General features: G+C 41.5%; 13 protein-coding genes and 1 pseudogene. 3 read left to right on the forward strand and 11 right to left on the reverse strand.

The window, feature by feature from the left end; translation table 11 throughout:
• Nucleotides 1–7 precede the first annotated feature (7 nt).
• The 4 genes from GN277_RS28555 to GN277_RS28570 form a co-directional block, all read right to left on the reverse strand.
• Nucleotides 8–508, reverse strand: coding sequence for a GNAT family N-acetyltransferase (locus GN277_RS28555; RefSeq protein ID WP_159757747.1), 501 nt, complete (start codon nt 506–508; stop codon nt 8–10).
• Between the two features lie 300 nt (nt 509–808).
• The gene (locus GN277_RS28560) at nt 809–988 is read right to left on the reverse strand and encodes a hypothetical protein (RefSeq protein ID WP_159757750.1); all 180 of its coding nucleotides are present in this window, start codon (nt 986–988) and stop codon (nt 809–811) included.
• Between the two features lie 28 nt (nt 989–1,016).
• On the reverse strand, nt 1,017–1,574 hold the full coding sequence (locus GN277_RS28565) for a DUF1700 domain-containing protein (RefSeq protein ID WP_159757753.1): 558 nt from the start codon (nt 1,572–1,574) through the stop codon (nt 1,017–1,019).
• 4 nt (nt 1,575–1,578) lie between these two features.
• Nucleotides 1,579–1,911, reverse strand: coding sequence for a PadR family transcriptional regulator (locus GN277_RS28570; protein WP_159757756.1), 333 nt, complete (start codon nt 1,909–1,911; stop codon nt 1,579–1,581).
• Between the two features lie 164 nt (nt 1,912–2,075).
• Between GN277_RS28570 and GN277_RS28575 the strand changes: the two genes are divergently transcribed.
• Nucleotides 2,076–3,257 (forward strand): AlbA family DNA-binding domain-containing protein, encoded by a 1,182-nt coding sequence (locus GN277_RS28575; RefSeq protein ID WP_159757759.1) that lies wholly within the window; start codon nt 2,076–2,078, stop codon nt 3,255–3,257.
• 125 nt (nt 3,258–3,382) lie between these two features.
• On the opposite strand, the gene GN277_RS28580 is transcribed toward GN277_RS28575, so the two are convergent.
• The 5 genes from GN277_RS28580 to GN277_RS30765 form a co-directional block, all read right to left on the reverse strand.
• A complete protein-coding gene (locus GN277_RS28580; RefSeq protein WP_159757762.1) occupies nt 3,383–4,633 on the reverse strand; it encodes a DUF6070 family protein in 1,251 nt (416 codons plus the stop codon).
• Between the two features lie 112 nt (nt 4,634–4,745).
• The gene (locus GN277_RS28585; protein WP_159757765.1) at nt 4,746–5,984 is read right to left on the reverse strand and encodes a DUF6070 family protein; all 1,239 of its coding nucleotides are present in this window, start codon (nt 5,982–5,984) and stop codon (nt 4,746–4,748) included.
• 173 nt (nt 5,985–6,157) lie between these two features.
• A complete protein-coding gene (locus GN277_RS28590) occupies nt 6,158–6,367 on the reverse strand; it encodes a nucleotidyl transferase AbiEii/AbiGii toxin family protein (protein ID WP_244325023.1) in 210 nt (69 codons plus the stop codon).
• A gap of 70 nt (nt 6,368–6,437) precedes the next feature.
• Nucleotides 6,438–6,803 carry a hypothetical protein gene (locus GN277_RS30760; RefSeq protein WP_244325024.1) on the reverse strand — a complete coding sequence of 122 codons (366 nt, stop codon included), beginning with the start codon at nt 6,801–6,803 and terminating at the stop codon, nt 6,438–6,440.
• A gap of 153 nt (nt 6,804–6,956) precedes the next feature.
• Complete coding sequence (locus GN277_RS30765; protein WP_244325025.1) at nt 6,957–7,103, reverse strand: hypothetical protein; 147 nt, start codon at nt 7,101–7,103, stop codon at nt 6,957–6,959.
• Nucleotides 7,104–7,549: 446 nt separating this feature from the next.
• On the opposite strand from GN277_RS30765, the gene GN277_RS28600 reads away from it, so the two are divergent.
• Both GN277_RS28600 and GN277_RS28605 read left to right on the forward strand, forming a co-directional pair.
• Complete coding sequence (locus tag GN277_RS28600) at nt 7,550–7,927, forward strand: BlaI/MecI/CopY family transcriptional regulator (RefSeq protein ID WP_016220655.1); 378 nt, start codon at nt 7,550–7,552, stop codon at nt 7,925–7,927.
• Nucleotides 7,928–8,014: 87 nt separating this feature from the next.
• Nucleotides 8,015–9,877, forward strand: a pseudogene (locus GN277_RS28605) (BlaR1 family beta-lactam sensor/signal transducer).
• Nucleotides 9,878–10,032: 155 nt separating this feature from the next.
• On the opposite strand, the gene ilvN reads toward GN277_RS28605, so the two are convergent.
• Together ilvN and ilvB are read right to left on the reverse strand one after the other, a co-directional pair.
• A complete protein-coding gene (gene ilvN, locus GN277_RS28610) occupies nt 10,033–10,533 on the reverse strand; it encodes an acetolactate synthase small subunit (RefSeq protein WP_159757768.1) in 501 nt (166 codons plus the stop codon).
• The gene (ilvB, locus tag GN277_RS28615) at nt 10,530–12,269 is read right to left on the reverse strand and encodes a biosynthetic-type acetolactate synthase large subunit (protein WP_159757770.1); all 1,740 of its coding nucleotides are present in this window, start codon (nt 12,267–12,269) and stop codon (nt 10,530–10,532) included. Before ilvB ends, ilvN begins: the two co-directional genes overlap by 4 nt.
• Between the last annotated feature and the right edge of the window lie 24 nt (nt 12,270–12,293).

Genomic DNA, 12,293 nt, shown 5'->3' on the forward strand with positions numbered 1-12,293 from the left:
CTCCATTTTACAGGATTCTTTCAGCTAAGATGACTTCCTCTGCAACGTTGCTCGTCGTTTCCATCAATGGTGTAAAACCATTTTTCAGCCAAAAGTGTTCCGACTGCGGGTTCCCCTTGACCCATGCCAGCCGAACCGACTCATATCCCAGACCAGAAAGATATCTGCACAAATAATCAATAATCTCCGTTCCTATTCCACGACCCTGTACCGAAATATCCGTCATAAAAAAACCGATATATACAATCAGCTTTTCGGGATAACCATCGTTTAAGTCCATAACTGCAATCAACTTTCCATCCTGACAGAACCCGATATAATATTTATCTTCGATTACCTTGCCAGGCGGCAATATTCTCATATCCTCCTGGATCGTCTGCCGTGTAACAAAGGGAGGACAATATTCATAATATAAGATATTCTTGCTAAGCAGATCATATATTTCATCTACGTTCTTGTTGGTAAGTATATGAGCCTTATATTTATCTGATAATAATTCTACCTGCATGATTGCCACCTTAATGTTTTATTTTATCATTTACATCTGCCCAAAACAACAGTCCTTTCCGTTTTTGCAAAATGAGGGGCAATTTTTGCATATTTCATCCTATGACACCTTAATAGCCGCTGCCGCATTTTCCGGATTAGCTTTAAAATCTTCTGCTATCGATTAGAAAAGCATCCGCCATTGCTGACAGATGCCATACATAAACTCATTATTTTGTTATCCGTTTCGCATATATCTTGTGTTCCTTGCCGCCCCATGCACTTAATCCTGCTGTCTTTAACTATTGCCCCAAGCACCACCTCAACGGTCGTCTGACTGACATCTGCAAGTCATTGGCATCAAAACACTGCCATATTTTGCATTCATAGCCTCATCCCTTTCCACATCACATTCTATTGATTCGGAAAATAATTTTCTGGATGCTTCTAACCTTGCAAATGCTGCTAATTTATCACCTTCAACTTTACTTTTCGTTTTCATACCAACTGGCTCCTTGGCTTTTTTTATTTTAGATGGACAAATGCTGTTTGGCTTTGCTGACACCTTTGATATAATAGACCAGAAGTTTCCAACACCCACGCCCAATATGATACAGAATTACTCCCATGACAATACTAATAATAAAGACGGCTACCGGATTTTCAATCCCGGAAATGCCGATATAGTTAGCATAGGGAATACCTAAATTCAGTAATGCATCAATCAATTTGACAAAGCCCATAATAGGAGTGGCTATTGCACAAATGATGAACACCGGGCTGCAAATTGCAAGAACCGGTATTACAATCAAACCGAAAAGACTTGCGAGACTATAATAGGCACAAATCGCAAGGACTCTATTCCAATTAAAAGAATCGCTTTTTGCAATCAAATCCCCCAGATACGCTTTTGCCAATTCTTTGGGATTGCCCAGCCGTCCAGTGATTTGTTCTGCGGTTTTTCCATCGCTTTGTAATTCAAGGATTTCACTCTTGATTTCCTTAACAATATCAACTCGCTCGGATATCGGCAAGGGTTTCAGATACTTTTCAACCTTATCAAGATAGTCATTCAAATTTTTTTCCATAGTCTTATTCTCCTTTAATTTCATTGATTGCATTTAACAAATTATTCCATTCTTTAGACATAGTAGAAATATATTCAAGTCCTTTGTCTGTAATGGAATAATATTTTCTCGGCGGCAAACCCTCGGCACTTTCTTGCCATGAGGACGAAACATATTCTTCTTTCATTAATCGTCTGAGTAGCGGATAAATTGTATTCTCTTTTGCAGCTAAAATAGGATATTTTTCTAATGTGCTGATAATTTCATATCCATAGGATGGTCGCTGCCTTATCATTAACAGAATACAAAAATCAAGTGTCCCACGTTTGATTTGGGATTTCCAATCATCAATATTCATATACTGTACCTCCTTGCTATATATCGTACCACACAGTATATCTAATGTCAATGGTATGTCTGAAAAAAATTAAAAGATTAAGATTACTCATGTTATAAATGATGCGCGGGATTTCGCCGACGTAGGCACTGTGGTAAAATCCAAAAGTTCGGATTTGTGGGAATGTGGGTAACTGGCTGTCTTATGGGGTTGTGGGAAACGCTGTTTGCAGGACGTGGGAAAGCCGTACTTTTGAAGAGGAATCTTTTTATTTCGAGTTCAAAAGTGATCAAGTAAACACAAAAAAGATGTTAGAAGAAATATCTGCCTTAGCTAACACATACGGTGGCTATATTTTTTTAGGTGTATCGGATGACAAAAAAATATACGGATGTACAAAATGGACTGAACAAAGAATTCATACATTGATTCATGATGCCTTGTCTCCAGCACCAAATTTTGATGTCAAAAAATTTATAACAGATGATGAAAGAACAATTTTCGTAATAAAAGTTGAAGAAGGGCCTACTCCACCATATATAACAAATAGCGGAAAAATATATGAACGCCTGTCTTCTGGTTCCTTCCTAGTCAATGATTCAACTAGGCTAAGTCAAATGTATTATAAAAGAGAACATGAACTTAGTCGAATAGAAAAAAAATTGGCAATATCACCAATAAATTCTTTTCCTAATTTATTTGGTTATCTGGATATTGGTTTTAGCTTAAGAACTACAAATAACGATAGTGTATGGGAGCAATTTATTAATGCAGATTTAAAACAGCTTTCACATAGTTTAGAAGATCCAAATAATAAACATAGTATATCACGGGTAGGTCACTCCATCGTTTTTAGTGTAGGAGAAGTAACAAATCCCAATAATATAGTTGAAGCTAATCTTCATAATTTTATGGAAATCATAGGAGATGGAAGTGTAAAACTAAGGATTCTACTTACTAATAACGCTGGAAAAAGCAAAGTAAATATTGCATGTATTATTTCAATACTCTCAATTTTCAGAAAAATTTATAGCCAAATATTTGAAACTGATTTTTCAGAAATTTTCATAGGCGCTTATAAATACGAAAATCTGACTGTATTAAATCAGTTTACACCATTTATAGAATTTGATGGAGAAAGCAGTAATTTAAATAATGAATGGGCGAATTACTATCATCAACATATAATGAACTATGGAAATAATTTGATAATTACGAGTGATCGTATTCCTAAATATGGTTTTAATTTTTTGGACAAGAAATATTTTAATAGCATCGAAAAAAATATCACAAGTGAAAACATTATTGAAGAGCTTTTTAGTAGTTCTTTTACATTTTTAGGGTATATATTTCCTTTAAATGACTAATTATCTGTATTATTCAAAAACATCTTTTCCGTTGATAAAGGGAAAGATGTTTTCAAATGCGCCAAATAAGTTATTTTCTATAAGTAATCAAATTATGTCATGTATCGGTATTTTGTGTATATTATTCATTTCTTTATGACCGGAATCTCCATTTCCTGCTGTTCTACGACATTTGACAAATAGCAGAATGTACCGTCCTCATATGACTGTATGACAACTTGATTTGTAAACGCATAATCCGAATCATAATCCGAATCATAATCCGGCCATACGCCATCCACAAAGAGAGTTAATGTACCGTCTTCATTCTCTGTGTAGTCCACCACTTCACCGAACGGCGCATATGGCCTGACTGAAAACAAATCACATTCGTAAGTGTCGCTATCCGCATCATAACCGCAGCAATGGTGAAGCTGTTCTATAGTTATAGGAAAATATATTGTCATAATCTCTTCAAATATCTCTGCGTCAACTCTTCCTCCATGCACTTTCAGATATTCTCCCGTATGCATATGATAAATATCCCCAAACATAGTATCCATTATTATATCTTCCACATTGCTGCCGTTCCAGTCAACAGTCAGCAGATTATAATCTATATAGCTTAAGCCGGATATATACTTCTCTGTCAGCGCCCTGCAGTCCTCAGCTAATGGTTTTATCCTGTAGTGCTCCCGCAAATTTCCATGTGATATCTTTATTTTATTGGTATAGATAAAGTACCCTTTTTCTGTCAGCCTGATTTCTTCCAAATCCCATACGGATGTATGGGACAGTATGGGCACGCCTCCTTCCTGCCATGTAATTTCCACATAGTAAACCTGCAGCTTCCCTGCACGGTACAGAAAAGTGCGGCATCCAAACCGGCCGTCCCCATAGATATCACATATTGTAACCTGGGCCTCCTCTCCATCTGAATATCTGGAATAAAACATTTCTACCTCTTCATAATTTTCCATATTGATGCCTTTTGACACTGAAACATATCCAAGCCCGCCCATCCGGCTGACTGTCTCCCGCCTTTGTTCTTTTGTCCTCTGCCCCAGTTGATAAAAAGTCGTATCCAGCACCTTGATGTCCTTATATAAATCTGCACATCCTTCGGCGGCTGATATTGCGGCTTCCTGAAGCTGTTCCTGTTCTTCGCTTTCCAGGATGCTCACCGCCTCTTCTATTTCTTTCCCATAAGAGCTGCCATCCACATTTTCCCTGCTTTCTTCTGCCTGCGGCTCCCCTGAAAATTCCTTTTCAGGGGAGATTGCCTTATCACAACCGAAATAAAGTAATAAGACAACAAAGCTACCTGCGGCAACAAAAAAGATACTTTCAAATAAACTCCTTTGGCATTCTATTTTTCTCTGTTTACTATACTTCATAACGTTCCTTACCTTTTCTGGTCGTATAATCTATATATAGTATTACATTTGTAAGATTTTAAGTCAAGAATAACTTATATTATCTACAATCTTACAGCCCCGTCTTATTTTCTCACCGTTTCCCCACTACCGGAATATCTAATTCCTGTTTTTGGATGGAATTGGATAAATAACGAAAGGCCCCATTCTCTAACGGTCTTACCACAATCTGATTTGTAAAGGCATAATCCGAACCATAATCCGGCCATACACCGTCCACAAACAGTGTAAGCGTTCCATCCACATTTTCTTTATAGTCCACCACTTCGGGAAACGGCGGCAAAGGCTGCGAGATACTCATTTCATATTTATATGTATCCGTGGCTGCATCGTAATTGCAGTACTCCCTTAATTGCTCTGCTGTTACCGGGAAATAAGTCATCATAATAGATTCATAAAGCTCTGCCGGGATCCCCTCACCGTCTGGTACAAATACCTCCCCTGTATGGATCCGATAAACATCCTCAAACATGCATGGCCTTAAAATTTCTTCCACATTTCCGCTGTCCCAATCCGTTATCATCACCATATAACTCACATAACTAAGTCCAGAAACATATTTTTGGGTAAGCTCCCGGCAGGTTTCCGGTAGAGGCTTAACCCTGTAGTACTCCTTCAAATTGCCATGTGCAACGATTACTGCATTTGTATAAATCAAATATCCCTTTTCCGTCAACCGGATTTCTGCAATATCGTTGGTTCTGGCAGCCTGTATAACCGGTATACCATTGTCTTGCCATCCAATCCCGATATAGTAGGTCTGCAGTATTCCCTGCCGGTAGACAAAGGTTCTGGAAGAAAATGTCCCGTCTATAAAAGGTTCGTAAATTGTAACCAGTGCCTCCTGCCCTATGCGGTATTGGGAATAAAAATTTTCTACATCTTCATAGTTACGCATATTCATATCATCCGAAACACTTACCATTCCATTGTTGCCCAACACATTGACAATATCTCTTCTCTGCTGTTCTGTCAATTCAATAACCGAAGCATAACCGCTGTCCTTGCTGCTATTTACTGACTCTTCGGCATAATAATAACCTGCACACATTTCTGCCGCCGATACTGCTTCATTCTGTATTTTTTTCTGTTCTTCCATTGACAGGACACACTCCGGTTCCGTATACGCATACGGCTCCCCATCAGCCGCCCCCGGTTGTTCCTGAGATTCAATCCTGGCAAACGGCACTTTTACTCCCCTGCTGCCGGCCGGATACACTGCTGCTTTCATCTCCCCAACCACGTGCCCAACGGCTGCCAAGGATAGCGCTGATAAAAAACATACGCTGCATTTCTGTAAAGTACGTTTCATATACTCTATCGTTCTCCCTTCCTGATAATATGCTTTACAATTCTTCTGTCAGGTAGAACATATGAAAATAAATGCCTGGCTATAACAAATCATTCCCTTTTTGCTGAATAAAGGGCGGTTTTTGCAGATTTTATATTATTCAGTCTACCAGTCATCACTTCAAACTCAATATGTTATTGTTGGCATTTCCAAATTGCCATCGGATGTTCCTTAATTCTTTCCACAATTTCTTCTTTCGTATCATTTGGTGTGTAATCCATATCAATATCCACAGACAAACGTGGTAGATTGAACACCGCCAGATTGATAGCTGTTCCACCTTTTAAAAGCAGATGGTCTCTTAGATATTCTTCTTCATTCAGATAATTCAATACATCCTTCAAGTGCAAGACCTTTTCAAAGGTATCTCTCACAAATCCATGCTACTGTGCAATACGTCCAATCTCTGTTTTATTATACATCGGCATCCATCATTACCCCATTCTTCATATTTTGCAAATCATCCGGAACAACCAGTTTCCAAGTATCATCATAGCAGCCGCCATCCTGATCACGTGTAAGATAACGCTTGCTTTTGCCTATTTGTTTCTTACATTTTACAAAAAATGAATCAGTCAATCCCATTTGTTCCTTGTGCTGCCATAATAAATATCCCATCTTCTGATACAAGAATTGATTTTGATAAAGTTCCAGGTACTTGATCAGTCTTTTCTCCTGTATTCTGTGCATACTTTCCACATTCTGCACCACTTCTTCAATGCCCGAAATCTTGTCCATATCCTTAATGCTGTCAACAATGGTTCGCTCCAAATTGGTCACTGCAACACCTCCGCTATAAGGAGGCTTCTCAATACCCTCTGAATTTTTTGACGCTACGAAACAAAACGTATAACCATCAAATGTAAAATTCCGGAAGCTAGTCCTTGATGATACATACACATCATAATAGACTTGATCTGTAATTCCATAATACTACATGGCTGGATGATGAGACACATATGATGTTGGCGTAATGTGGCTGGCTATCTGAAAACGATTCGCAACCGGTGCGCCAGTTTCTCCGCTAACGCAGGTATACATATTATTACGAATCTTGGCCACCATTCCCTCTTTCATCAATCGCTTGATCGCCGAACGTGCGCTATCTATATTATTGTAAAACACATTTACATCTTCCATGTTGAAGACCGGTTTTTTAATAGTTCGAAATATAGGTTCATATTTCCACCTTCGTTCATTTTATCATCATTTTAATTTATATGTAAACTATTCCATCCACCTCTTAAACCAAAGATACTACCATGCCTTCTATTTGCCAAGTTTAAATTTTCTTCATTATGATTTATATAAAAGCCATTCCGAATAAAATCTAAACTTTTTCTTATCATAATTATAGTATTCTCCTTCAAAATCTGTTTCATACAAATAAAAACGGATCTGCTGAAACATGCTCACTCCATCCAATAAACCTAATTGATCCGCTCTATGTTCTTCTACAATTGACAATCCCCTGAATCCCCTCTATAATATCTTTATTACACACGTAAGATTTGGAGGGATTTACCATGGCTGCTCTGCCGCAGATTTCCGAAGCTGAATATGAAGTGATGAAGGTCGTATGGAAGTACGCGCCCATCAATACCAATGAGATCACTGAGAAGTTACTGAAAACCACCGTCTGGAGCCCCAAAACCATACAAACCCTGATCAAACGTCTGGTGACGAAAGGCGCCCTCTCTTATGAGAAACAGGGCCGGATATTCGTCTACACCCCGCTTGTATTGGAACGGGAGTATGTGGGCCAGGAAAGCCGTTCGTTTCTGAAACGCTTTTACGGCGGGGATATTACTGCCATGCTGTCCGCATACATAGAAAATGACGGTCTGTCCGATACGGAGCTTGAACAGCTTCGCACCCTGCTTTCTGTAAAAAAGGATAAATGAGTTTGTAACTTTCGTCAGGAACTGTTCCTAACGAAATCTTGCGCTCCGGCTTGTCCGGGTTAAGGAAACAAAAAGGAGACAATACCTATGGCTGATTTTATGATTCGTTTTCTTATATGTAACCTATTCATCTGTGCCCTGGTTGGAATCCTTCTGGCCGCCAGGCATTTATTGAGAAATATCCTGTCAGGCCGGATGCAGTATCACCTGTGGTTTCTGCTGCTCGGCCTGCTTACCGTTCCGTTCCTGCCGTTTCGCCTGACAGGTTTTCCAATGCTTCTTGCCCGGCTTTTGGCATTTTGTAACCCCGCCCTGCCCGATACCGGAAACATTGTAAATCAAGGAGATGTGACGACTCCTGCAGGAGATTCGGGCTGGCTGAATGATTTTACTCTCTCCATAAGCAATCAGACGCCATCCATTGCCGGAACCATTTTACTGGGAATCTGGCTCGCCGGTATCCTTGTCATGGTTGTTCTGACAGCCAGATCCTCCCTCCGCCTGCAGAACATCAGACAATCTGCCCTTCCCCCCTCCAAAATCCGGCAATCCGCAGACTATACCGCCATTGCCTGAAAGAACTCCATATCAGAAAAGAGATTCCCATATACAGTACCGCATTTTTTGCAGTCGCCGGTTATCATAGGGTTCCTAAGGCCGCATATCTATCTTCCCATCCACATCATCTCCGATTACAGTAAGATAGATACCGACAAATTCTGCCAAGCGTCCTGCGGTTCAAGTCCATCCGGAATGAACGGGCTTCACCAGATCCGCTACATGCTGCTGCACGAGCTGCAGCATTACAGGCACAAAGACGCGCTTGCAGGCTATCTGATGACCCTCACGGGAATCCTCTACTGGTTCAATCCCATGGTCTGGATTGCACTTAAGGAAATGCGAAATGACAGGGAAATCGCCTGCGACACGTCCGTACTGAATATGCTTGAACCAGATTCCTACGAGGATTACGGAATGACGCTGATCCATTTTGCCGAAAAGCTGTCCCGCCCTGCTTTTCCCTTTGCCGCCGGATTAAGCGGAAACATGTCACAGATGAAGCGGCGTATCCTCAATATCGCCGCCTACGAGACGCCCACCGCACAGAAACGGCTTACAGGCATGACGGCATTCCTGATGGTAACAGTTCTCCTCATAAGCATGGCTCCCCTGCTGTCTGCAAATGCAGCAAAGGATGATTATTATGGATGGGATTCATCCCATAAAAATACCAACATCATAGATTTATCTTCCTGCTTTCAAGGATACGAAGGAAGCTTCGTCCTATACGATATGGCACAGGATACGTGGAATATCTATGATATGGACCGCGCCGCTCTGCGGGTCTCTCCTGACTCTACCTATAAAATCTATGACGCCCTGATCGGGCTGGAGGCCGGCGTCATTACACCGGAAAATTCCACCATGGAATGGAACCGAGAGCTTTATCCGTTCCAGGAATGGAACACTGACCAGACTTTGCAGTCCGCCATGAGCGCCTCCGTGAACTGGTACTTTCAGGAAATAGATAAACAGCTTGGAACCTCCGCCATTGACCGCTATATCCGGGAAATCAGATACGGCAATGAGAATACCAAAGGCGGCCTCTCCTCCTACTGGATGGAATCTTCTTTAAAGATTTCCCCCATCGAACAGGTGGAGCTTTTGCGAAAGCTTTATGAAAACAACCTCGGCTTTGGCATCCAAAATGTTAATGCAGTAAAGGACTCTATCCTCCTGTCCTCTTCCGAAGCCGGAAACCTCTATGGAAAAACCGGCACCGGTTGTATCGACGGCAAGGATGTAAACGGATGGTTTGTAGGATATGTGGAAGCCCCTGACAATACGTGGTTCTTTGCAGCAAATATCGCCGCGAATGACGATGCTTCCGGCAACAGCGCGGCAGAAATAACGCAGCACATTCTTTCTAAGATAAATATATGGCATTAAGGAGCTTCTGGATAGAAAGTCAAATGTCCATACAACAAATATGCCCACTTGGCTCGTTGCCTGCAGGAACAAAGGGACTGCCTTTCTCAGGAGCCCCTTTTCCCTTGATACTATTGTTTCACTTCATAGCAGCGGCTGACTCCTGTACGGTTTCTCTATCTTTCCGAGACACTGACAGCTTCAGCCGCAACACTTCCACCCCTTACAATCTCAATCCTGTTTACAAACTTTCTTTTCAGCAATGCGATTAAATCATCATTCCTGTTTTCTGTCTGGGTACATTCCAAAAGGACGGTAGCGCCGTCATAGTCAATTATTGCAGCCCCGAATACTTTTGAAATCCGGAATAGTTCCGTTATGTCCGCATCTGAACAATGCTTCACCTTAACAAATAAAATTTCTTTCATGTGGATAGGTATATCTGTATAATCTACCACTTTGATCACCTCAACACTCCTGCTAAGCTGCTTCTTTATCTGCTCAAAAGTCCGGTCATCACTTGTCAGGCTGATTGTCATCCGTGATATGGTGCTGTCCTCAGTAACTCCGGCTGTCAGACTGTCCAGATTATAAGATTTTCCGGAAAACAAACCCGAAATACGGGCGAGTACACCTATTTCATTTTCAACAAACAGACAAATCCATCTCTTTTTCATTCCCTGTTTTCCTCTCTTTCTAAAATCATGTCATTCAGGGCGTTTCCCGGCGGAACAATCGGCAGGACATTGGCTTCTCTGTCTATGATAAACTCAATCACCGTAGGCATTTTTGTATTCTGCTTTGCACTGTCTAAAGCTGTTTTTATATCTTCTGCCTTTGTGACGCGGATTCCTTTTGCACCATAGCTTTCTGCCAGTGCAATGAAATCTGGCGTATATTTCGGACAATCATAACCAGGCTGGCTGCAGCCAATCTCACAGCTTCTCCGATAACGCATACATGTACTCGAATACCGCCTTTCATAAAACATTTCCTGCCATTGCCGTACATTCCCCAAGTATCCGTTATTCAGTATGCAGATAATGATTGGCAGTTCATAAACAACCGCAGTCGCCATTTCCTGGATATTCATCTGCATACCGCCATCGCCGGATATGACAATAACATCCTTATGCGGATTGCCAAGTTTTGCCCCGATTGCCGCAGGATAACCATACCCCATTGTCCCTAGACCGCCCGATGTCAACATTTGTTTATTCTCACCGCTATCAAGAAACTGTGTTGTCCACAATTGATTTTGCCCTACATCCGTAACGACAACAACATCTTTAAACCCTTCATTTATGGATTGAATGATCATCTGCGGCGTCAGACCAACCTTCCCCATATCAATCGGATATTCCTTTTTCCAACGGCTGATTTTATCCGTCCACTCTGAGATATGAAGGGGCTTTGCCTTTTTGAGCAAAGCGTCTATGGCCTTTTTCGCGTCAGCTACAATCGGAACATCCACATCAATATTGCGGGAAATAGATGCCGCATCCACGTCAATGTGGATAATCTTTGCATTTACCGCAAATTCTTCTATTTTCCCCGTAATGCGGTCATTAAACCGTGTCCCTATGGAAAAAAGGACGTCACAATTACTGATCGCTGCATTGGCGGCATAGCTCCCATGAATTCCTATATTGCCGACATAGAAACTGTTCGTTGTCGGAATTGCGCCTTTTCCCATGATTGTCGTAATGACAGGCACACCTGTCAGCTCTGCAAGCTGTGTCATCTCTTTCTCTGCATGGGCAATATGAACTCCGCCGCCAATCAGAAACACAGGCTTCGCCGCATGGTTTAAGATGTCCAGCGCCTTATTTAACTGTCCCATATGTACGGAGGTATTTGGTTTGTAGCCTCTGACCGCAATTTCCTCCGGATAGAAATCACTGCCATAAGCCCGCTGGACATCCTTTGGCAGATCAACAACCACTACCCCCGGTTTTCCGGTCTTTGCAATATAAAAAGCCTTTTTGATTGTTTCCGCCAAATCTTCCCTGTTTCGTACCGTTACGGCATATTTACAGATACTTCTTGTAATACCTACAATGTCTACCTCCTGAAAGGCGTCATTCCCAATAAGGTTTGTCGCCACCTGGCCCGTAAAACATACTAACGGAACGCTGTCATAATTTGCCGTAGCAATCCCTGTGACAAGATTCGTAGCCCCTGGCCCGCTTGTTACAAGACAGACACCAACTTTACCCGTAGAACGTGCATAACCGTCTGCCGCATGGATCAGCCCCTGCTCATGGCGAGGCAGGATCACATCTATTTCTTTTTCCCCATACAGTGCATTAAACAGATCTATCGCCTGTCCCCCCGGATAAGCAAACAATGTGTCAACTGCTTCTTCTTTTAGCGCCCTTACAAATAAATCCGCACCTGTTATCTGTTTCATAGCATCCTCCATTCTTCAATGCGT

Origin of the sequence: Sporofaciens musculi, assembly GCF_009830285.1 — a bacterium.
Classification (GTDB): domain Bacteria; phylum Bacillota; class Clostridia; order Lachnospirales; family Lachnospiraceae; genus Sporofaciens; species Sporofaciens musculi.